Below are 21,602 nucleotides of genomic sequence, written 5' to 3'. Positions count from 1 at the left end.
ATGGCAAATTATTTGGATTTTGAAAAATCAATTAAACAAATTGACGACGATATTTCAAGCGCTAAAATTCGAGGAGATGATAGCGCCGTAGAAATCTTGAAAAAAAATCTTGAAAAAGAGATAAACAAAGTCTATAAAAATTTAAGCGAATTTCAACGTTTACAACTTGCGCGTCATCCCGATCGCCCTTACTCTCTTGATTATGTTAGAGCGTTACTGAAAAATTATTATGAAATTCATGGGGATCGAGTTTTTCGAGATGATCCGTCAATTGTATGTTTTTTAGGATATATAGCCGATAAAAAAATAGTCGTTATAGCTGAACAAAAAGGTAGAGGAACAAAATATAAATTAAAACGAAATTTTGGTATGCCTCATCCTGAAGGTTATCGAAAAGCTTTAAGAGTTGCAAAACTAGCTGAAAAATTTTCTATTCCTATTATATTTTTTATAGATACCCCTGGAGCATATCCTGGAATAGGGGCTGAAGAACGCGGACAAAGTGAAGCTATAGCAAGAAATCTTTTTGAATTCAGCGATATTAAAACTCCAACAATTGCAATAGTGATTGGTGAAGGCGGAAGCGGTGGTGCGCTTGCTATCGGTGTAGCGGACAAACTTGCAATGCTTTCAAATTCCATATTTTCAGTAATTTCGCCTGAAGGTTGTGCTGCTATACTTTGGAAAGATCCTGACAAAAGCGAAGCCGCAACAAAAGCACTAAAAATTACAGCAGAAGAATTAAAAGAATTAAATTTAATTGACGACGTTATAAAAGAGCCTAAAATGGGTGCCCACAGAGATAAAGACGCTGCAGCGAAAGCTGTTGGAAATTATATTATCGAAAAATTAAATGAATTGGAAAAAATTCCGCTTGATGAAATTTTACGCAAAAGAAAAGAAAAAATTTTAAATACAGGTGTTTTTGAAGAATTATAAAATTTTAATAAAATTAAAATTTTATAATTCATATTTTTAAATCAAATTTTAACTTAAGAAAAAATTTATTGTTGACAATTTAAAACAAATCTCGCCTGTGTTAATAAAATTTAAATTTTTAAAAAAGTCGTTATTTTTTTTGTATTATCTAAAAAACCAAATACTACAACTTATAAATAGTGATATTAAATAATTTCGTTTAATTCGTATGTAAAAACACACTTTAAAAAACATTAATTAGAATAATTTCAAAAAATAATATATTTTTTAGCATTTTAAAAAATTGTTCTCATATTTTATTTTAAAATAAATGTAAAAATTTTACATTGCAATATAAAATTTATGAAATTTAAATGCTTTATGGGTTAAAATCCCGTTGTATCGGCATTTATGATTGCCAAGTATTTATCAAATCGTATTATACTTTATTATTAAACTTTAAAAAAGGTTAATAATGAAAATATCATCTTTAAAATTTATGCTACTTTTTACATTTTATCTTTCAGCAGTAAATTTTATATTTTTTTATAAAATTTACACTATTTTTCAAAATAATGAAAAATTTTATATTATACCGCTAATTTTAACGGGCTTTTTTATCAGCGTTATAGCCGTATCGCTTTTGTTTGTAAAATTTCTATCTAAAATTATTGCTGTATCGGTTACCGTAATTTGCGGTATTTGCGGATATTTTATGTATAATTACGGCTCTATAATTGACAGCGAAATGATAAAAAATATAATCCAAACCGACGCAACGGAAGTTAAAAATTTATTAAGCGCCAAATTTTTCATCTGGATGTTTGTGCTTGTAATTGTGCCGATTTTTTTTATTTTAAAAAGCAAAATTTCATATTTTTCATTTACAAAAGAACTAAAAATCAGAGCCGTTTTGATAATCGTTTCACTTTTAATAATAGGCGTAAATTACGCGATATTCGGCAAAACATTTATTCCTTTTTTTCGCGAAAATAAAACTTTACGCTTTTATACATTACCGTTTTATCCGATTTATTCCGCTGTAAAATTTACAAAAAAATCATTTACCGCGCCGCGCCAATTTATAGATTTGGGAAAAGACAGTCTAAAAGATAACAACCAAAACTCGCTTCTTATCTTTGTAGTAGGCGAAACACAAAGAAGCGCCAACTATTCATTAAACGGCTACACTGTAAACGATACAAATTTTTACACAAAAAAACAATAAAGATTTGGTCAGTTTTAATAATTTTTATTCATGCGGCACGAACACGGCGACTTCTCTTCCTTGCATGTTCAGCGATTTAACTCGCGAAAATTTCAGCAGTGAAGAAGCAAAATATAGAGAAAATTTGGTGCAAATTTTACTGGAAGCGGGCGTGGAAATTTATTGGCTTGATAATAACAGTGGCGGCTGCAAAGGAATTTGCGATGATTTGGATGAAAATCACACGGTAAATTTTAAAGCCCAAAAAATGGATAGAGCGATTTTTAAATACGCAAAACAAATAAAACTTAAAGATGCACCGACTGCGATATTTTTACATATTCAAGGAAGTCACGGACCTACATATTTTAAAGATTATGAAAACGCTAAATTTAAGCCTACTTGCGATACGGCCGAGCTAAACGATTGCACAAGCGAACAGATAGCAAATACTTACGATAACTCGATTTTATATGAAGATGAGCTTCAAAATGACATGATTGAATATCTGAAAACTTTTAATAAAAATAAAAAAATATTTTTTCTTTTTGTGAGCGATCACGGAGAAAGCCTTGGTGAAAACGGACTTTATTTGCATTCTATGCCTTATATTATTGCTCCTGATTTTCAAAAGAAAGTTCCTGCGCTTTTTTGGTTTAACGACACGAATACAAGCAAAAAATTCGCCGCTTTTAAAAACGAAAAATTTTCGCACGACAATCTGTTTCATACGATTTTAGGCTTTTTTGATGTAAAAAGTCCCGCTTATAATAAAAATTTAGATATGTTTTCACAAGAATAATTTAATTTTTTTTTCTTGCAGAAATTTGCTTTGTAAAAAATTGCATGCAAAATCAAAATTTAATGGCTTTAATTCCTGTTTTTTGCCCCTCTTTTACGCTTTTATGCACGTTTTCAAACACTCCGCCATCTCTTCCGAATACAAAGCTCTGCTCATCTACAATCGTTTTATAAGTTTTATTCAACCTCATCGCGCGCTTAGGACTTGGCATTATTAAATAGCTGATATCGTTTTTAAGGATATTTATCGCTTTATTTTTAAATTTCAGGCTTTCTGTAACAAAAATATTATTTCCGCCTTTTTGATTTAATTCATACTCTTTTTTTATCATATCTTTGTTTTCACGCCAATTTGAAACAAAAAATTTTTGCATAATTTCATCATTTGATCGAAATTCATCTCCTGTATTATTTAAATATAAATACAATGCATACTCACCTTTGCCGTTTGGCAAAATAAAATCTTTTATTCCTTCAAAACCTCGCTTGCTGCCATGATACCAGCCATTTTTATAAGCTCCTTTTTCAAATTTTCGTGCAAACACAAAAGTAGAATCCGTAAGAGCGCCGATATTTGAATGACATCCCATGCAAAATACGCTCTCTTCATAATTTTGAGGACGTAAATCGCCCTTTTTATCTTCTATAAAACCTTGAAAAAACCAACCGCGATTATTGTTTAATCCTGTTTCCACATTTCCTATAAATTTTTCTATTCTATCAGGAAAATCACGTTTTTCTTTTATCGCTTTTGCACCGGTATCCAAAAGTTCGCCATAACTTTGCCAATACTTTTTCACGCCGTATCTTAACTCTTTCATTCTTTTTGACGGTGTGATTTTTTCGCCGTTTATGTCGATATATCTTACGGAATGTAAAAATTCAGTTCCAAGCGGATAAAGACCAGGAGCTATTTGAACTTTATTTTTTATTTGCAAATTTTTGGCAAGTCCTACATAACTCATAGAAAAACCGCTTAATTTTCCGCTTTTTGTATCTAATTTCGGCTTTTCCCATTTAAATTTTATCTCATCAGCTACGTCAAATTTACCGTTTTGATTTAAATCTACGCCGAATTTGCTCTCATCAACCGGATCTATTTTAAGACTTTTTTGTTTAATCAGACTTTCAACAATCGATAAATTCAATTTATAAATTTCTCTATCAATTTTGCCGTTTTCGTCAAACTGAAAAATTTCAGGAAGTCTTATTAAAGTATCATCTGTGCTGCCGTTTGTAGGCCAAAACGTTCCTAAAAACGGATAATACGAAAATGCTCTCCAACCTGTCATTTCACCGTCTTTGCCTACATCAAATCCGTCTTCATCAAAGTTGTATTCGCAATCAGGAATATATCCATCCCAAATTCCGTTTTTATTATAATCCCATTTCGGATCTAAATTTTTAAGCTTTTTCTCCAAAATTATCTCACCGTTTTCATCTTTATAATTATCTTTTCTGATATAACTTAAAATTTCATCATCGCTTATTTTTGCAATCTTTTCGCTTCTGTCAATAAAAAGATTTTTGAAAGGATTTCTTCTTGCGGCGGCAGGAAAATCATAACTTTCCTGCAACTTATAATCTTCATAAGTAAAATTCGGCTCTTTGTTTTGAGTGTGACAAGAATAGCAAGGATTTGAAACGATTTTTGGATTTTTCTCGTCAGTAGTTTTTGTATAACATTGCGCTGAAATATAAGTGGTAGGCGAATTTATAAAATCTTTTGCTGTGATATTTATATCTAAAGAAAAAGCTTGTATAAAAAATAAATTCAGCAAAATCAGGCTCTTTTTCATAAAAAATTTCCTTTAAAAACAGTAAAATTTTTCAGATGAAATTTTAAAAATTTCATCTTTTTTTGATTATTTTGTAATAACCGGAAACGGTCCGATATATCCGGTATAAGCCCTTGCATCACTTGAGTTTTGAAGTCTGTCTTCATCGCTTTCACCGTATGGATGTTGTACTACCGCAATAATATAACCAAACCCGCCTATATTGTTGTAATAATACGGCGACGTTGTTTCACTTCCGTAAGGAGTAGTTAAAATTCTTGTTAATTTGTCTTTTTGTATATCGTAGGACCAGATATAATCGTTTTGATGACCAGAACCGGTATCTTCACCTATTATCAAAGTGCCTGTGCCATTTATATATGTCACATTATCAGGATTTGCCAAACCGTTAAGATCACAAGTGTTTAGTTTGTCGCCTGTTGTGGCATATTTTCCTGCAATCATACCGCTCATCACATCAGGAACGAAATTTGAACCGATTTTGTCGTCTTTTTTAAGAGTAAGTCTATAAACCGCTCCGCAAGTATTGTGCGGAAGTCTTATGTCATCGACACCTTTTACATCGTATTTCAAGCTATCTTTTCCTTTTGATTTAAAACTTTCCATACCTTTATTTATCTCGCTCATTCCTATATAGATTTCATTTAAATCATTATTATAAGTTATACCTTCCATTTTACGAAATTCAGTTGTAGCGCCTTTTATAGCGGCGTATCTTCTGCTTTCAAGTCTTGAAGCTATTTTTTCCATACCGTGTTTTAATTTTATACATTCCGGTGCGGTTTCTTGATTTGAATCCACATTTGCTTTTGTAGCTGTAAATCCGTCAGGACAAATATCATCTTTAAATTCCGCCATATCGAAAATATCGCTGAATTTTATATCTTTATCAATCTCTTTTTTAATCTCATTATCATTAGCATTACCTAAACTTATCCATTCCAATTTTGCACTTCCGCCATTTTGATTGTCTGTTTGATGCCATTTTGCGGCATAAAGCACGCCCGAACTTAGATCGCCTGCTTTATCGGCTATAAACATAAAAAGCCCTGTATTTGTGCCGTCATCACTTAAAATAACAGTTTTTCTGTCGGGCATTACATAGCTTAATTCATGAGCGATTCTTCCCATTGCATAATGTTTAGTTACATTAACATCGCCTTTTTCGTTGATAATTTTAACTTCAGGCGTCCAACCGTAATTATAAGGATTGACTTTCGTAAGATCTCCTCCGAAATATTCGGCCATCAAATTATAATATTCGCCGCCTTCGCCGTTTTCTTTTATCATTCTTGCATCGGGCTCATACTCTTCACTTCCAAGATGAGTTCCCCAAGGCGTAACGGATCCTGCGCAAGGAACCCAAAGACCGCCGAATTTACTGAAATCAATATTTTTTGTATTTACCGGGCTTAATTTTCCGGTAGTTTTATCTTGATTTAGTTCTGTGATATACATAGCAGCAGGTCTTGTTTCAAAATGTGAAATCATAAAAATTTTATCACCGTAAGTATGAAGCGATGAAAAATCATTGTCGTTTGAAATTCTAGGAGATCCGTCTTTTGTAGTGATAAGTTTGCCGTTTATATCATAAAGAGCACCAAATATTTCATCCCCTACTTTATCTCCGGAACGCATTATTATATTGTAACCGATTTTGTATTCTTTTCCTGAAATCTTTACGCCGTCGCTTGCATTTATTGCTCTTTTTTCAGTGTCGCTGAGAGGAACCTTTACTTCGTTAAATTCTATATCTGTAAGTTCAGCTGCAACAGCAAAACAAACACTCGCCGCAACCAATGAAACTGTTTTTGTCATAAATTTTCTCCCTTTTAAAAGATACGAAAATTTAACATCTGATAAAAACAAAATGATTACAAATAAAAAAGGGGCCCCGCGGCCCCTAATTTTTTGAAAGGAAGTTCTAAACATTTAATTTTTATGTAATTATAAAATTTATCGGTAAATAATCGGTAAGAATAAAAAATTATCTTGTCTTGTATAAAAAATGCATATGTTTTCTATATTGCTCTATTATGTCATTTATAACTGAAATTTTACTCCAACCGATTATATCGTAATCTTGTCCGCCCTCTTTTAAGAAGACGTCCGCTCTATAATAACTATCACTCATTATATAGCTTGGCGAGTTTGTCTCAATCAATCTCACGCCATACACGAAATTTCTTTCGTCAGCCAAATCTATTTCGAGTTCAATCTTTGTGTCGTTTAACGATTTTGTTATTTTATAATTAAACGCATTTTTCTTAAAAATTTGGGAAACTTCATTAAAAGCAGGCTCTACTATATCTTTTAAAAAATCTTTCGCTTCATATTTATTTGGAGTATCAATTATAACTTGAAGTCTTTCCTGCCAAGATTTATTACTTGCGATTACAGGTAAATTTGCAACACTTTGAGTAAACTTTTTCTGCGCATCAACATTTAGCGCTTTAAAAAGTCCGTGCATAGAGCCAAGAAGTGCCAAAGTAAGTGGAAAAGCTGAAATTATAGTCATTGTTTGAAGCACGTCAAATCCGCCCATATATAATAAAACGGCAGCTACAATAGCAATAATTATACACCAAAAAAGTTTTTGCCAAACGGGAGTTTTATCATTACCGTTGGAACAAATCATATTTATAACCATAGCAGCACTATCAGCGGATGTAATAAAAAATAAAATTATCATTAAAACTGATATCAAAGATAAAATTCCGCTAAGCGGAAATTTTTCCAAAAATATGAAAAGCGCCAATGAAACATCTTTATTTACCATATCTGCTAAAGTTATAAAACCGGAATTTACAAAATCTATTGCGCTATTTCCGAAACCGCTCATCCATAAAAACGTAAATCCTGACGGAACCAACAAAACGCCTATAACAAATTCTCTAATTGTCCTGCCGCGTGAAATTTTAGCTATAAAAACACCTACAAAAGGCGACCAAGACAGCCACCAGGTCCAATAAAGTATTGTCCAACCGCCAAGCCAATTATCATTTTGCTTTTTGTAAGCATACATATTGAAAGTGTCGCCTACAAATGATGTCAAATAATTTCCAACATTTTCAAGCAAAGCTTTTAAGAGCCCTGTTGTATTTCCAAGTAAAAATATAAAAATAATCAATAAAAAAGCTAAGATTATATTTATACTGCTTAAAATTTTTATACCTTTATTTACACCGCTTACTGCTGAAATTGTCACACAAATCATAATCGCAAAAATAAGAATTATTTGCGTAGTTTTATTTGATTCTATTCCAAAAATATATTCAAAACCTCCGCCTATTTGAAGCACGCCGTATCCAAGAGATGTAATAACTCCAAAAAGCGTCGCTAAAACAGCAAAAACATCTATAATATCACCAAATTTCGAGTAAATTTTATCTCCTACTAAAGGATAAAAAGCGGATCTTAAAGTAAGTGGTAAATTATGTCTATATGAAAAAAATGCTAAAATTACGGCAACTATTCCATAGCACGCCCACGCGCTAAATCCCCAATGAAAAAATGTAATATTCATCGCCTCTTTTGCAGCAACGGCCTGATCGCTTGTGCCGCTTGGCGGACTTAAAAAATGCATAAGAGGTTCACTGACACCGAAAAACATAAGACCTATTCCCATTCCTGCAGCAAAAAGCATGGCAAACCATGAAATATTGCTATACTCAGGCACGGAATGATCTGGTCCTAATTTAATATTTCCAAACCTTGAAAAAGCCAAATATAAAACCGAAAAAAATATAATCGTCATACTAAGAACATAAAACCAACCGAATTTTGCAGTCAAAAATTCCTGCGTCATTTTAAGATATTTAAGTGAGAAATCCGGTAAAAATAATACAAAAAATAGAATAAAAACTAAAACTGAAACTGAGCTGTAAAAAACATTTGGATTGTAAGATTTTTTAAATTTCATTTTTCTCCTTCGTTTTTATATATACACAAAAAAAGTAAATCGTAAAAAATTTGCTTTTTGATATTAAAAGTAGTATAATCGCAAGTTTAATCAAAAATTTAAGGAAAATAAAATGAAAAAAGATATTCATCCAAATTATGTAGAATGCACCGTTGCATGCGCTTGTGGCAATACTTTTAAAACCCGTTCTAACAAACCGGAAATTAAAGTTGATGTCTGCTCAAAATGCCATCCTTTTTTCACAGGTAGCGAAAAAATAGTAGATAGCGCAGGTAGAGTGGAAAAATTCAATAAAAAATACGGACGCAAATAATTGCTCTATTTCGTCCCGACTCCGATTGGGAATTTAGCCGATATATCGGCTCATGCACTTGAAATTTTAAGCAAGTGCGAAATAGTGATTTGCGAAGATACAAGAGTTGGCAAATCTCTATTTAATCTTTTAAGTTCTCGTTATGATTTTAAACCGAAAGCGACAAACTTTTATCCGCTTCATACACACAATGAAAATGAATTTTTTAATATCTTCAAAACAGAATTTTTAAAAGAAAAAATCTGCGTTTATATAAGTGATGCCGGAATGCCATGTATAAGCGATCCGGGTATTTTTTTAGTAAAATTCGCTCAAAAAAACGATATAAAGTATGAATTTTTAAGCGGCTCGAATGCGCTTTTATTAGCGGCGGCGGCAAGCGGTTTGATTGAAAAAGAATTCAGCTTTTTAGGATTTTTACCAAGTTCCGGTAAAGAGCGTGAAATAGGTATTCAAAATTTAATGTATCAGCCTTATCCTTGTATAATTTATGAATCCCCGAAAAGAATTTTAAATTTAATTGAAAAAATAGCGCTTTTGGATGAAAATAGAAAAATTTTTGCCATAAAAGAAGCAACCAAAAAATTTGAAACAAAATTTTTCGGCAGCGTAAAAAAAGTATTAAATGACATACAACAAAATGTAAATTTAAACGGAGAATGGGCGCTAGTGATAGATAAATCACAAAATTTAAGTCAAGAAAAAATTACACTTCAAGATATAAAAAATCTTCAAATTCCTCCAAAAATCAAAGCAAAACTCATATCAAAAATCACAGGTGAGAAGTCATCCGAAATTTATGAAAAACTGGTTAAAATAAGTTAATCATTAGCTATTTTTTGATAAAATTTTAAGATGATTATTTATGGAAAACAGCTATTTTTACATATTTTGGACGTACATAAACAAAATTTTAAAGAAATTTATCTGGCAAAAGAGATTGATAAATCTTTGTTTGCCAAAATTTCACGTTTGGGCGTGAAAATTTTAAAAATAGACAACAAAAAAGCTCAAGCTTTAGCTCACGGCGGCAATCATCAAGGCTTTTTAGCAAAAGTTGATGAGTTTGAATTTTGCGAAATCGCAGATTTGAAAGAAGCGAAATTTTTAGTAATTTTGTGGAATTTAAGCGATATAGGAAACATCGGCGCGATCGTCAGAAGCGCTTATGCTTTAGGAGCTGATGCAATTTGCGTCGTTTCAAAAAATTTACAAATCGAAGGTGTTATAAGAGCAAGCAGCGGCGCAGCTTATGAAATAAAAATCGCTCGCATAGATGATGGTGCCGGTTTAATAAATGAATTAAAACAAATAGGCTTTCAAATTTTTGCCGCTACAATGGATGGTGAAGATATAAAAACAGCCAAAATAGGCGCAAAAACCGCTCTGATTTTAGGAAGCGAAGGCGAAGGAATTCCACAAAAAATAGTTACAAAATGCGATCATAGCGTAAGTATAAAAATGAAGCACGGCTGGGACAGCTTAAATGTAAGCGCCGCATTTGCCATAATTTGCGATAGGATGATAAATGGATAATATAAAAAAATTTGAAGATTTAAAAAAACTTAATATTAAAGAAATTTCCAAAACGACACATATCGAAGAAAAAACGATAGAGCAACTTTTAAACAAAGATTTTAAAAATTTGCTTGATTTTAATGTAAACGGTTTTTTGAAAATTTTAGAGCGGGATTTTGGGCTTGATTTAAGTGATATAAAAAACGAATTTGATGAGTTTAAATCACAAAATGTTTCCAAAAAAACTACTATCATCAAGCAAATGGCGAAAAAGCAATCGTCAAATACAACAAATGTTCCTATTAAAAAATCGCGTATAATTTTTCCGTTTTTACTGCTTTTACTGCTTTTTATTCTGATATTTTTTAAATCCGATATTTTTAATTTCATAAAAAATAATGAAAATAATGCCGTATATTCAAACGCTACAAGCGTAGATAAAATAAAAACGGACCTGGAAAGTATCGGCATTAATGTTCCGAAATTTGACGAAAACAACACATTAATTGAAAGTAATCAAAGCGATGGTGAAAACAACGAATCAATAAACGCCTTGGAAAAAAGCATTTTGGTTGAAAAAGAGCACAATGCAAGTTTGGAAAATAATGCAAGCGCAAAAACAGAAAACAACGCAAGTATGCCAAATACCGCTATAATAAGTTCAAAAAATAAAATTTGGATCGGCATAATAGATATAAAAACCGGTAAAAAAACAATGCAAATAGCAAACGAGCCTTATAAAATCGATTTAAGCAAAGATTCACTTTTGATGACAGGACACGGTGAATTCGAGCTAAAAACAGATGATAAAGTTCAAGAATTTAACAATAAAAATTCAATGAAATTTTTAATTGAAAACGGCAAAATTTCGCAAATTGATATGGAAACTTTTCAAAAATATAACGGTGGAAAGGTTTGGTAGGTGAAATATTTTTGGCTTATTTTTGTATTTGTGAGCGAAATTTTTGCAGCAAATGCCGTTGAAATTTTACAAAATTTCAAATTAAACTCACAAAATTTTAATGAAAATGAGCTGAAAGATGAAAACTTAAATCCTGATTTTGACAAAATTTCTCAAATTTTAAAGCAAAATAAAAGATTTTATATATTTGATGAAATTTCACAAAATACTGAAATTTCAGATAAAAATGAAACAAAGGATAAAAATCTGGCATCAGATGAAAATCAAACTGATTTTGACAAAAAAAGCGTGCATTTCAGCAGCGAAGATTATATTTATGAGCCCAAAAATATCGGCGGCGAAAGCCTTGACGGAGAGATTATAGAAAATCATTTTTCATGGCCGCAAAAAAAAATCATCGAAAACAAAATAAACTTTAACAATGAAAACGAAATAAAAATGCATTTCGTATCAAATATAAAAGCGCCGATTTTATTAAAAAGTATAGAATTTTTAATGCAAAAAAGTGAAAATTCAGACTATAAAATAACCGAACTTAATTATTCAAAAACTCCATTTGTAGGAGTTTCTATAGGATTAAAAAATTTAGGCGAAAATAATGCCACTTTAAAAAATATTCAAACAAACGAACAGATAGCCGAAATTTTAAGTAAATTTTATAAAATTTCGAAAGATAATGGAATTTTTATTAAAAATTTTTATTGCAATGCTGAAAAATCATATGTTTTTGAACTGGATCTGAGCCAAGTAAACTTAAACACAGCGACTCAAAAAGAAAATTTTTTTAAAAACAAAAAAAATATTTTTTTAAATGTGAGCGATTACTTTTTTGTTGATATTATACCGAAGCAAAAAACAAAACTCGAAGTGATATTTTTTGATAAATTTTTGAATATAATTTATGAAAAAAAATCAAATAAACCGGTTTTAAGCTTTAAACAAAAAATGCCTAAAAACGCTTATTATTTGCAAATTTGCAACAATGAAAAACCTCAAAATCTTAAAAATTTGAAAGTAAAATTTAACTAAGGAGTGATTTTATGTTTGACGAGATTCATTTTAATAGAATTGAACGTTTGCCAAATTATGTTTTTGCTGAAGTAAATGCCATAAAAATGGCTGCTAGGCGAAATGGAGAAGATATTATCGATTTTTCGATGGGAAACCCTGACGGCAGGACACCTCAGCACATAGTCGATAAACTTTGCGAAAGCGCCCAAAAAGATAAAACTCACGGATACAGCGTCAGCCAAGGTATTTACAAACTTCGTTTAGCATGCGCAAATTGGTATAAAAGAAAATACGGCGTAATACTTGACCCTGAAACCGAAGTCGTCGCAACAATGGGAAGCAAGGAGGGTTTTGTACATTTAGTTATGGCTATCACAAATCCAGGCGATGTAGCCATAGTACCTGAGCCGGCGTATCCTATTCATACGCAAGCTTTCATAATAGCGGGCGGAAACGTCGTAAAAATGCCTATGAACTATTCAGCGGATTTTGTACTTGATGAAAATAAATTTTTCTATGATTTGCAAAAAACATTTGACGAAAGTATTCCAAGACCAAAATATATGGTTGTAAATTTCCCTCACAATCCAACAACCGTAACCGTAGAAAAGAGCTTTTATGAGCGTTTGGTCGCTATGGCTAAAAAAGAGAGATTTTATATAATTTCAGATATCGCTTACGCTGAAATTGCATATGACGGTTACAAAACACCGTCTATATTTGAAGTTGATGGTGCAAAAGATGTAGCAGTTGAAGGCTATACGTTATCGAAATCTTATAATATGGCTGGTTGGCGAGTTGGCTTTGTATGCGGAAATAAACGCCTTGTCGCAGCGCTTAAAAAGATTAAATCATGGTTTGATTACGGAATGTTTACACCAATTCAAGTAGCGGCAACTATCGCTCTTGATGGACCGCAAGATTGCGTGGATAAAATTCGCCAAACTTATGAACATCGTCGTGATGTTTTGCTTGAAGCTTTTGATAATTCCGGTTGGCATATTGAAAAACCTAAAGCTTCGATGTTTGCATGGGCAAAATTGCCTGAAAAATGTCTAAATTTAGGAAGTATGGAATTTTCAAAACAACTTCTTACAAAAGCTAATATCGCAGTAAGCCCGGGAATAGGCTTTGGCGTTTTAGGAAACGATTACGTCAGAATCGCATTTATAGAAAATGAAAATCGTATCAGACAAGCGGCAAGAAATATCAAAAAATACCTAAAAGAGATTTGATGAATGTAGCAATTTTGGGCGTCGGCACGGTTGGAAGCGAAGTCGCGAATATATTGATTGAAAACAAAAAATTAATTTCAGCTCGCTCAGGCGTGAAAATCGTGCCTTTAATAGGCGTAGTCCGTAATTTAAATAAACAGAGAAATTGCAAAATTCCTCTTAGTGATGATTTGAATAGCGTAATAGATCGCAACGATATTGATGTTTTTGTTGAATTAATGGGCGGTGTAGAACAGCCTTACAGGATAATAAACCGAATTTTAAAAAAACAAAAAGCCGTAGTAACCGCAAATAAAGCACTTTTAGCTTACCATAGATACAGTCTTCAAAGTTTGGCAGGAAACACACCTTTTGGTTTTGAAGCAAGCGTGGCCGGCGGAATTCCGATTATAAAAGCTTTGCGCGAGGGACTTTCGGCAAATAAAATTTTAAAAATTACCGGAATTATGAATGGAACAAGTAATTATATTCTAACAAATATGGCTCAAAACGGCGAAAATTTTGACATTGTATTAAAAAAAGCGCAGGATTTAGGATACGCGGAAGCCGATCCTGCATTTGATATAGGAGGATTTGACGCGGCGCACAAGCTTTTAATTTTAGCAAGCATTGCCTATGGTGTGCACGGAAATCCGGAAGATATTTTGATTGAAGGTATAGAAAATATCACGCAGGAAGACATCTATTTTGCAAAGGAATTCGAGTTTGTAATCAAGCTTCTCACAATAGCAAAGCGAATTGACGATGAAAACGTAGAACTTCGTGTCCATCCGGCTTTGGTACCGCAAGACAAAATGCTTGCAAATGTCGGCGGAGTGATGAATGCGGTTAGCGTTTACGGAGATTGTGTCGGCGAAACACTATTTTACGGACCTGGAGCTGGAGGAAAAGCTACTGCAAGCGCTGTAATAAGCGATCTGATAGACATAGCACGCGGCACAAAAAGCCCGATGCTAGGGTATAAAATGCAAAATGAAATTCATCAAATGAAGTTGCTTCCTGCATGTGAGATTATGACAAAATACTATTTGCGATTAAAAGTAGAAGATAAAAAAGGTGTTTTGGCAAAAATTACAAATATAATGAGCGAAAATAATATCTCAATCGACAGCTTTTTACAAAAACCAAAAGCAAAAGAAGAAAGCGATGTAACGCTATTTTTTACAACTCATACAAGTTTTGAAAAAGATATTCAAAATGTAATTGAAATTTTAAATACACAAAGTTATTTAAAACAAAAAGTTGCGATGATCCGTATAGAAGAGTAAAATTTTGGGATTAAAAGAGTATAAATTCGGCTTTGAAAGTGAAAACATAGCCGTGAAATTTTTAAAATCTCACGGCTATGAAATTTTAGAGCGTAATTTTCACTCAAGATTCGGAGAAATAGACATCATCGCCAAAAAAGATGAAATTTTGCATTTTATTGAAGTAAAAGCGACAAGCAAAAATTACGAAACGGCTTACCGAATAACATCATACAAATTCAGTAAAATTTTAAAAACAATAAAATTTTACATTACTAAAAAACAAAATGAAACTGATTTTCAAGTCGATTTTATAGGTATAAATAAAGAAAAAATAAGTTTTATAGAAAACATTTCGTTGTAAATTCATTACTTTTTATTTAATCAATTTAAAGTATAATTATAAAAATTTTAGAGGAGACAAAATGGGAAAATATATAGAATTGACATCAGCGAATTTTGACGCTGAAACTTCAAAAGGTGCGGTTTTAGTTGATTTCTGGGCGCCATGGTGCGGACCATGCAGAATGCTTTCACCTGTAATTGAAGAACTTGCGGAAGATTTTGAAGGTAAAGCTAAAATTTGTAAAGTAAATACCGATGAAGCACAAGATTTAGCGACAAAATTCGGTGTGCGAAGCATTCCGACACTTCTTTTTATAAAAGACGGCGAAATCAAAGCTCAAATGATCGGTGCACAATCAAAACAAGTTATCGCAGATAAAATCAACTCACTTCTATAATTTCTAAATTTTGGTCGCCAAAAGCGTCCAAAATTTTATATTTTTTAAATTTTTAAGGAAATGCAAATGTTGGATTTAGCAATTATCGGCGGCGGACCTGCCGGACTTAGTGCAGGACTTTATGCTACGCGCGGCGGTTTAAAAAATGTAGTAATGTTTGAAATGGGAATGCCGGGCGGCCAAATCACATCAAGCTCTGAAATCGAAAATTATCCGGGTGTAGCCGATAAAATGGACGGAATCAGCTTTATGTCGGCTTGGCAGGAGCAATGCTTTCGTTTCGGATTAAAACACGAAATGATAAAAGTAAAGCGCGTCGCAAAAAAACAAAACGGCGAATTTGAAATATTTTTGGAAAACGGCAAAAGTGAACTTGCAAAAGCGGTCATAGTCGCCACAGGTTCTGCGCCAAGGAAAGCCGGTATAAAAGGCGAAGATGAATTTTTTGGCAAAGGAGTAAGCACCTGCGCTACTTGCGACGGATTTTTTTATAAAGGAAAAGAAGTAGCTGTCGTTGGGGGCGGCGATACTGCGCTTGAAGAGAGTTTATATTTGGCAAATATCTGCTCGAAAGTTTATTTGATTCATAGAAGAGATTCATTTCGTGCAGTGCCAAGCACAACAGAAAAAGTTAAAAAAAATAAAAAAATAGAACTCATCACAAATAGCGTAGTAAATGAAATAAAAGGCGATAATAGCGGTGTCTGCGAAATCGTAATAAAAAATAAAAACGGCGAAATCAGAAATTTAAAAGTACCGGGTATTTTTACATTTATCGGTTTGGACGTCAGAAATGATATTTTAAAAGACGAAAACGGCGAATTTATATGTGAAATGAACGAAAACGGACAAGTTGTCGTAAATCTGAAAATGCAAACAAATGTGCCGGGACTTTTTGCAGCAGGCGATATTAGACAAGACGCGCCGAAACAAGTTGTTTGTTCAGCCGGAGATGGCGCAATAGCTGCTCTTAGCGCAATAAATTATATAGAAAATCAGCACTAAGATAACCTAAATTTTAAAATTTATATAAAATTTTGAGTTTTGTAATATAAATTTATCTGTAAAAATTATAAAAAATAGGATTTAAAAAAAATGGACTTTGCGTTTTTAAATGAAACATCGGACGAACTTATTTTTAGCGATGAGATTAATATTTTAGAAGCGCCGAATGATGAATTTTTTTTGGTTGCCAATTCGCCAAAAATAAAAGCTGAAATTTACGCCCCCGAGATTAACAACTATCTGGCAAATTCAAAAAACAGCATGCTCGAAAAAGCCAAAAATGTAAAAATTTTATACGAAAGCAGAGCTTTATCTTTTGATTTTGCCACAAATTTACCAAATTCGCAAAATGTCGGCAAAAATGTTATTTATATGAGTCAAACACCAAGAAAAACTGTAGTAGAAACGCTCCAAAAAGCCGGTTTTAAAGTAATAACCTGTAAAAACGACGAAGTAGAATCTGTATATGGAAAAATAGGCGAAATTTATGTGCAAATCACGCAAGACGTGGAAACTGAATGCGATTTTTTTATATGTGAAAACACCGATAAAAAATTTTTAACTCAAAGCGGATGTTACGAGATTTCGAATTTAGATGAAAATGAAATTTTAGAACTTTTAAGCAAAAAAACACCTGTTTATGAATATGAAAATTTTGTAAGTTATAATCATAAAATTTGCGATTTTGACGGCTCAAAAACTGAATGCTGCGGGCTTTGCGCTGATGTTTGTCCAACTGTTGCGATTTTAAAAGATAAAGAAAATGCAAAACTTAATTTTTCTCATATTGACTGCGTAAAATGCGCTAAATGCGTGCAAATTTGCCCAAGCGGCGCGCTGGAACTTGCAAAAATGAGTATTGAAAGTTTTGAAAAAATAGCAAAACTTTATAAAGATCGCTTTGTAATTTTACTTAGCGAAAAAAACTTGCCGCAAAATATCACTCTACCTGAAAATGCGCTGTATTTCGTAATACCAAACGACAAATTTTTAAAAGCGAACCATTTTTTGTCGATTTTGGAACAAAGCGGACAAAATATGATATTTTTTACACCTTATTTAGATGAAATTACAAAACAAAATATCAATTTTGTAAATAAAATTTATGATTTAAAATTTCACAAAACAGCTATTATAACGGTTGAAAATGAAAATGAACTGCAAAGTGCACTAAATAAAACCGAAAAAACAGCATATTTCGATATACCTTTTGTAAATCAAAACTCACGCGAAATTCTAAGTCAAAGACTTGGTATTTTAGTGGAAAATGAAAATTTGGGGAAAATTTCGCTTGATGAGCATCCGAAATTTGCTCAAATTTCTATAAATGAAGATACTTGCACGCTTTGCGCAAGTTGTGCAGGAGCTTGCAAAAACGGCGCTTTGATAGCAGATAGTGAAGAAAACGCGATAAAATTAAACGCTTCACTTTGCACGGCGTGCGGTGCCTGCGTTAAAAGTTGCGCCGAACAAGGCACAATTGCGATTCAAACAAATGAAATTGATCTGCAAAAAAGCTTTTTTGAATATCAAACATTAGCTCACGATGAACTTTTCGCCTGTATCGAATGCGGCAAAAAATTTGCAACCAAAAAATCGGTAATGCGCGTAGCAGGACTTTTAAAAGACAGTTTCACAGGCGATACTTATAAAATGAAATCACTTTTTTGTTGCAGTGATTGCAAAGCAAAATTAATGATACAAAAGCAGCTAAAGGAACAAAATGGAAACTGAAATTACTGCTGCAAGAGCACTTTATTATGAATTTCTTGCATTTATTTTTTTCTTTTACGAAGATGATAAAAAATTTTTGGAATGGAAAAAAGAGCTTGAAATTTTACAAAAATCGCCTCTTGGCGACGCGCAAAATTTTGAAATTTTAAAAAGTTTTGATTTTAAGAGCTTTAAAGCGGAGCAAAATGCCGTCTTATTTGACTTTTCCATTTCAAATGTAGCACTAAGCGCCTCTTTTTATAATGAAGGAAGAGACGAAGGAAAAATGAAAATTTTTGTGAGTAATATCCTGAAAAGAAGCAAATTTAGAAGAAACGAAAAAGAAAAAAACGATGAAGATTTTATAGGTTTTATATTTTATTTTATGTCTGTTTTGCTTAAAAACGGCGAAATGGCGCTATCTCGCGAACTTTTCAGCAGCGTAATAGATAAAATCGCCGATAAATTTTCAAGCGCACTTATTTCTCATCCTAATGCAGTTTTTTTTGCAAGTATAGGAAAAATTTTACGCGATTTTATTGAACTTGAACGCACAATAAAATGTTAAAACTTATAGCATCCGCAATTTTGAGAAACATATAAAAATAATTCAACCGCATTCTAAGAAAAGTGAATATTTTTCTTTTTTTATTTTGCGAACAGTTCTGCATATCATCTAATCAAAAATATTATTTACAATAAAAATGCACAATCATCGGATTTTAAAATTTTATATTTAAATGTAGTTTACACACACATTTTGTTCCTTTAAATCAAGATAAAAATCTCTCAATTGCTTTTCTTCCCACAAATAAGCCCTTTGATAAACCGGAATAGTAAAATTTTTTTATCTATCAAATAAACCGCTGATTGTTTTTTTGCTGAAATCTCATTTTTATCATTAAAAATAAAATTTTTATAAATTTATTTCAATTATACTGTATCGCAATAATACAGCGCCATAAAGCAACTTTAAACGAAATCACATTTACGGTGTTTGGAAATTTTAAGTGATTTTTGGTTAAAATGACAAAAAAATTTTAAAGGAAAATTATGGATATCGAAAAAATTTATAAAGAGCATGGCGCGTTTTTAGAAGGTCATTTTTTGCTTAGCAGCGGCAATCACTCACAATTTTATTTACAAAGCGCTAAAATTTTGGAATTTCCCTGGATAGCAGGAGAATTGGCAAATGAACTTTTTAATGTAATAAAAAATGCGGGCATTGAGTTTGATAGCGTCTGTTCGCCTGCACTTGGCGGAATTTTGGCCGGCTACGAACTTGCAAAATCGGCGCACAAAAGATTTATTTTTACAGAAAGAGTTGATAAAAAGATGACTCTTAGACGCGGATTTAGTGTATCAAAAGGCGAAAAATTCATAGTTTGCGAAGACATCATAACAACAGGCGGCTCAGCTTTGGAAAGCGCAAAAATCATAGAAAGTCTTGGTGGCGAAGTTGTAGCGTTTGCGGCGCTTGCAAATCGCGGCTTCTGCGCAGTACAAAATTTAGGAAACGAAAGAAAAGAAAGCTGTAAATTACCGTTTAACAAACCTCTTTTTACACTTGGAAATTTTGAATTTGATATTTATGAGCCTGAAAATTGCCCGCTTTGCAAAACAGGAAGCGTGGCGATAAAACCTGGAAGTCGCGGAAACTGAAATTTACAAAATCAATTTGATTTTGTAAAATCTTTTTTTAAATACGTTTAAAAAATCAGGTCTTTCGATATTTTAAACGTATTTTTTACTTTGAAATTATAGTTTAAAGCGCATTAAATCTAAAATTTGTTTTAAAATTTTAGATTTAATAAAATGCACAAAAATATTTATCTATATTAAATTTTTAAAAACATTTAACAAAAATATCCAACTTATACTTGCCGCGTTTTTTAATTTAAAATTTTGGAAAATAAATTAAATTTTGCAATTAATTTTACTATTGCAAAAATATTAAAGATATTCCTCTAAAACTTTTGGAATTTTAATTGAGCCATCTTTTTGTTGGTAGTTTTCCATTATAGCTACAAGTGTGCGACCAACTGCCAAAGATGAGCCGTTTAGCGTATTTACCAGACGGTTTTTACCATTTTTATCTTTGTAGCGAATTTTTGCCCTTCTTGCCTGAAAATCGCGACAATTTGAAATAGAACTTATTTCTCTATATGTATTTTGTCCTGGAAGCCAAACTTCAAGATCGATTGTTTTAGCTGCTGAAAAGCCTAAATCACCGCTACAAAGCATCATTTGGCGATGCGCAAGCCCAAGACTTTTTAGCAGATCGCTCGCACAACTTACCATCTCATCAAACATTTTATCGCTATCTTCAGGCTTTGTGATGGATACAAGTTCAACTTTTTCAAATTGATGTTGACGAATCATTCCGCGTGTATCTTTTCCTGCGGAACCGGCTTCTTTGCGAAAACAGTGACTATAACTGGTAAATTTCACAGGAAGTTCATCTTCGCTTAAAATTTCACCATTGTAAAAATTCGTAGCCGTAACCTCGCTAGTTGGAATTAGATATAAAGAAAGCTCGTCATTATCTACTTTGTAAAGATCGTCTTTAAATTTCGGAAGCTGTCCCGTGCCGAAAAGAATTTCATCTTTTACTAAAAACGGCAAATTTACAAGTTCAAAACCGCGACTTTGATTGAAATCAATCATATAATTTATAATCGCCAAATTTAACTTAGCACCCATACCTTTTATCGCAGTAAAACGACTTCCGCTAAGTTTCACACCGCGCTCAAAATCGAGCCAGCCGAGTTTTTCACCAAGCTCAAAATGCTCTTTCGGCTGAAAATCAAAAACAGGCGGTTGTAAAATCTTTTTTATGCAGACATTTTCATTTTCATCAGCACCGAAAGGTACATCATCATCTATTATATTCGGCACACAGGATGCAATTTTATCAAGCTTTATTTCGGCGGCTTTTACAATTTCGCTTTGAGTTTGAATTTTTGATTTGTTTATCGAAAGCTCTTTTTTAAGCTCACCTGCATCACCTTTTTGACGCATTATTTCGCCAAATTCTTTGCTTTTTGTATTTTGTAAATTTTGCAAATTCTCCAACTCTAAACGATCTTTTTTAAGCTCATCATAAGCTTCTAAAAGAGTACTTAATACATCATTTTTTACATTTTTTGCAATAAGTTTTTTATTAAATTCATCAAAATTTGTTTCAATCAGTTTAAGGTTTATCATATTTTATGCCTTTAGAATTAAAATTTTGTTATTGTATCCAA

General features: G+C 32.4%; 20 protein-coding genes. 16 read left to right on the top strand and 4 right to left on the bottom strand.

Features of this window, described 5'->3' with window-relative positions:
* The 3 genes from CHAB381_RS01130 to CHAB381_RS08380 all read left to right on the top strand — a co-directional run bounded on the left by CHAB381_RS01130 (position 1) and on the right by CHAB381_RS08380 (position 2,927).
* On the top strand, positions 1-939 hold the full coding sequence (locus CHAB381_RS01130) for an acetyl-CoA carboxylase carboxyltransferase subunit alpha (protein ID WP_012108115.1): 939 nt from the start codon (positions 1-3) through the stop codon (positions 937-939).
* A 454-nt stretch (positions 940-1,393) separates the two neighbouring features.
* Positions 1,394-2,146 carry a phosphoethanolamine transferase domain-containing protein gene (locus tag CHAB381_RS08385; RefSeq protein ID WP_049752820.1) on the top strand — a complete coding sequence of 251 codons (753 nt, stop codon included), beginning with the start codon at positions 1,394-1,396 and terminating at the stop codon, positions 2,144-2,146.
* 4 nt (positions 2,147-2,150) lie between these two features.
* Positions 2,151-2,927 carry a phosphoethanolamine transferase gene (locus tag CHAB381_RS08380; protein WP_172462794.1) on the top strand — a complete coding sequence of 259 codons (777 nt, stop codon included), beginning with the start codon at positions 2,151-2,153 and terminating at the stop codon, positions 2,925-2,927.
* 52 nt (positions 2,928-2,979) lie between these two features.
* On the opposite strand, the gene CHAB381_RS01120 is transcribed toward CHAB381_RS08380, so the two are convergent.
* The 3 genes from CHAB381_RS01120 to CHAB381_RS01110 form a co-directional block, all read right to left on the bottom strand.
* Positions 2,980-4,725 (bottom strand): hypothetical protein, encoded by a 1,746-nt coding sequence (locus CHAB381_RS01120; protein WP_012108114.1) that lies wholly within the window; start codon positions 4,723-4,725, stop codon positions 2,980-2,982.
* 66 nt (positions 4,726-4,791) lie between these two features.
* Complete coding sequence (locus CHAB381_RS01115) at positions 4,792-6,543, bottom strand: PhoX family protein (RefSeq protein ID WP_012108113.1); 1,752 nt, start codon at positions 6,541-6,543, stop codon at positions 4,792-4,794.
* Positions 6,544-6,712: 169 nt separating this feature from the next.
* Positions 6,713-8,647, bottom strand: coding sequence for a BCCT family transporter (locus CHAB381_RS01110; protein ID WP_012108112.1), 1,935 nt, complete (start codon positions 8,645-8,647; stop codon positions 6,713-6,715).
* 112 nt (positions 8,648-8,759) lie between these two features.
* Between CHAB381_RS01110 and rpmE the strand changes: the two genes are divergently transcribed.
* The 13 genes from rpmE to pyrE all read left to right on the top strand — a co-directional run bounded on the left by rpmE (position 8,760) and on the right by pyrE (position 20,016).
* A complete protein-coding gene (gene rpmE / locus CHAB381_RS01105; protein ID WP_012108111.1) occupies positions 8,760-8,960 on the top strand; it encodes a 50S ribosomal protein L31 in 201 nt (66 codons plus the stop codon).
* Positions 8,961-9,785: a 16S rRNA (cytidine(1402)-2'-O)-methyltransferase gene (gene rsmI / locus CHAB381_RS01100; RefSeq protein ID WP_012108110.1), complete on the top strand. Its 825-nt coding sequence runs from the start codon at positions 8,961-8,963 to the stop codon at positions 9,783-9,785.
* Positions 9,786-9,815: 30 nt separating this feature from the next.
* Complete coding sequence (gene rlmB, locus CHAB381_RS01095; protein WP_012108109.1) at positions 9,816-10,496, top strand: 23S rRNA (guanosine(2251)-2'-O)-methyltransferase RlmB; 681 nt, start codon at positions 9,816-9,818, stop codon at positions 10,494-10,496.
* A complete protein-coding gene (locus tag CHAB381_RS01090; protein WP_012108108.1) occupies positions 10,489-11,400 on the top strand; it encodes a hypothetical protein in 912 nt (303 codons plus the stop codon). The genes rlmB and CHAB381_RS01090 overlap by 8 nt, the downstream gene beginning before the upstream one ends.
* Positions 11,401-12,429 carry a hypothetical protein gene (locus CHAB381_RS01085; protein WP_012108107.1) on the top strand — a complete coding sequence of 343 codons (1,029 nt, stop codon included), beginning with the start codon at positions 11,401-11,403 and terminating at the stop codon, positions 12,427-12,429. It begins immediately after the preceding gene.
* 11 nt (positions 12,430-12,440) lie between these two features.
* A complete protein-coding gene (locus CHAB381_RS01080; RefSeq protein WP_012108106.1) occupies positions 12,441-13,646 on the top strand; it encodes an LL-diaminopimelate aminotransferase in 1,206 nt (401 codons plus the stop codon).
* A complete protein-coding gene (locus tag CHAB381_RS01075; RefSeq protein ID WP_012108105.1) occupies positions 13,646-14,914 on the top strand; it encodes a homoserine dehydrogenase in 1,269 nt (422 codons plus the stop codon). Before CHAB381_RS01080 ends, CHAB381_RS01075 begins: the two co-directional genes overlap by 1 nt.
* Positions 14,915-14,918: 4 nt before the next feature.
* Positions 14,919-15,257 (top strand): YraN family protein, encoded by a 339-nt coding sequence (locus tag CHAB381_RS01070; protein ID WP_012108104.1) that lies wholly within the window; start codon positions 14,919-14,921, stop codon positions 15,255-15,257.
* Between the two features lie 61 nt (positions 15,258-15,318).
* Positions 15,319-15,636 (top strand): thioredoxin, encoded by a 318-nt coding sequence (gene trxA, locus CHAB381_RS01065; RefSeq protein WP_012108103.1) that lies wholly within the window; start codon positions 15,319-15,321, stop codon positions 15,634-15,636.
* A gap of 66 nt (positions 15,637-15,702) precedes the next feature.
* Positions 15,703-16,641, top strand: a complete 939-nt coding sequence (gene trxB, locus CHAB381_RS01060; protein WP_012108102.1) for a thioredoxin-disulfide reductase — start codon at positions 15,703-15,705, stop codon at positions 16,639-16,641.
* A gap of 90 nt (positions 16,642-16,731) precedes the next feature.
* Positions 16,732-18,375 (top strand): 4Fe-4S dicluster domain-containing protein, encoded by a 1,644-nt coding sequence (locus CHAB381_RS01055; RefSeq protein WP_012108101.1) that lies wholly within the window; start codon positions 16,732-16,734, stop codon positions 18,373-18,375.
* Positions 18,365-18,922: a TorD/DmsD family molecular chaperone gene (locus CHAB381_RS01050; RefSeq protein ID WP_012108100.1), complete on the top strand. Its 558-nt coding sequence runs from the start codon at positions 18,365-18,367 to the stop codon at positions 18,920-18,922. The genes CHAB381_RS01055 and CHAB381_RS01050 overlap by 11 nt, the downstream gene beginning before the upstream one ends.
* A gap of 485 nt (positions 18,923-19,407) precedes the next feature.
* A complete protein-coding gene (gene pyrE / locus CHAB381_RS01045) occupies positions 19,408-20,016 on the top strand; it encodes an orotate phosphoribosyltransferase (RefSeq protein WP_012108099.1) in 609 nt (202 codons plus the stop codon).
* 291 nt (positions 20,017-20,307) lie between these two features.
* Here the strand turns inward: pyrE and serS are convergent, their stop codons facing one another.
* Positions 20,308-21,561, bottom strand: coding sequence for a serine--tRNA ligase (gene serS / locus CHAB381_RS01040; RefSeq protein ID WP_012108098.1), 1,254 nt, complete (start codon positions 21,559-21,561; stop codon positions 20,308-20,310).
* Positions 21,562-21,602 lie beyond the last annotated feature (41 nt).

This window comes from Campylobacter hominis ATCC BAA-381, from assembly GCF_000017585.1.
GTDB lineage: Bacteria > Campylobacterota > Campylobacteria > Campylobacterales > Campylobacteraceae > Campylobacter_B > Campylobacter_B hominis.
Note: the sequence above shows the minus strand (reverse complement) of the source record. Positions and strands in the feature narration are given on the sequence as shown.

What these genes read in the sequence shown, in the direction of transcription:
- rlmB (WP_012108109.1), top strand. Translation starts at nt 9,816, where the DNA reads ATGATTATTTATGGAAAACAGCTATTTTTACATATTTTGGACGTACAT.
- trxB (WP_012108102.1), top strand. Translation starts at nt 15,703, where the DNA reads ATGTTGGATTTAGCAATTATCGGCGGCGGACCTGCCGGACTTAGTGCA.
- serS (WP_012108098.1), bottom strand. Translation starts at nt 21,561, where the DNA reads ATGATAAACCTTAAACTGATTGAAACAAATTTTGATGAATTTAATAAA.
- trxA (WP_012108103.1), top strand. Translation starts at nt 15,319, where the DNA reads ATGGGAAAATATATAGAATTGACATCAGCGAATTTTGACGCTGAAACT.
- CHAB381_RS01055 (WP_012108101.1), top strand. Translation starts at nt 16,732, where the DNA reads ATGGACTTTGCGTTTTTAAATGAAACATCGGACGAACTTATTTTTAGC.
- CHAB381_RS01120 (WP_012108114.1), bottom strand. Translation starts at nt 4,725, where the DNA reads ATGAAAAAGAGCCTGATTTTGCTGAATTTATTTTTTATACAAGCTTTT.
- CHAB381_RS01115 (WP_012108113.1), bottom strand. Translation starts at nt 6,543, where the DNA reads ATGACAAAAACAGTTTCATTGGTTGCGGCGAGTGTTTGTTTTGCTGTT.
- CHAB381_RS01075 (WP_012108105.1), top strand. Translation starts at nt 13,646, where the DNA reads ATGAATGTAGCAATTTTGGGCGTCGGCACGGTTGGAAGCGAAGTCGCG.
- CHAB381_RS01110 (WP_012108112.1), bottom strand. Translation starts at nt 8,647, where the DNA reads ATGAAATTTAAAAAATCTTACAATCCAAATGTTTTTTACAGCTCAGTT.
- CHAB381_RS01090 (WP_012108108.1), top strand. Translation starts at nt 10,489, where the DNA reads ATGGATAATATAAAAAAATTTGAAGATTTAAAAAAACTTAATATTAAA.
- CHAB381_RS01080 (WP_012108106.1), top strand. Translation starts at nt 12,441, where the DNA reads ATGTTTGACGAGATTCATTTTAATAGAATTGAACGTTTGCCAAATTAT.
- rpmE (WP_012108111.1), top strand. Translation starts at nt 8,760, where the DNA reads ATGAAAAAAGATATTCATCCAAATTATGTAGAATGCACCGTTGCATGC.
- CHAB381_RS01050 (WP_012108100.1), top strand. Translation starts at nt 18,365, where the DNA reads ATGGAAACTGAAATTACTGCTGCAAGAGCACTTTATTATGAATTTCTT.
- pyrE (WP_012108099.1), top strand. Translation starts at nt 19,408, where the DNA reads ATGGATATCGAAAAAATTTATAAAGAGCATGGCGCGTTTTTAGAAGGT.
- CHAB381_RS01130 (WP_012108115.1), top strand. Translation starts at nt 1, where the DNA reads ATGGCAAATTATTTGGATTTTGAAAAATCAATTAAACAAATTGACGAC.
- CHAB381_RS08385 (WP_049752820.1), top strand. Translation starts at nt 1,394, where the DNA reads ATGAAAATATCATCTTTAAAATTTATGCTACTTTTTACATTTTATCTT.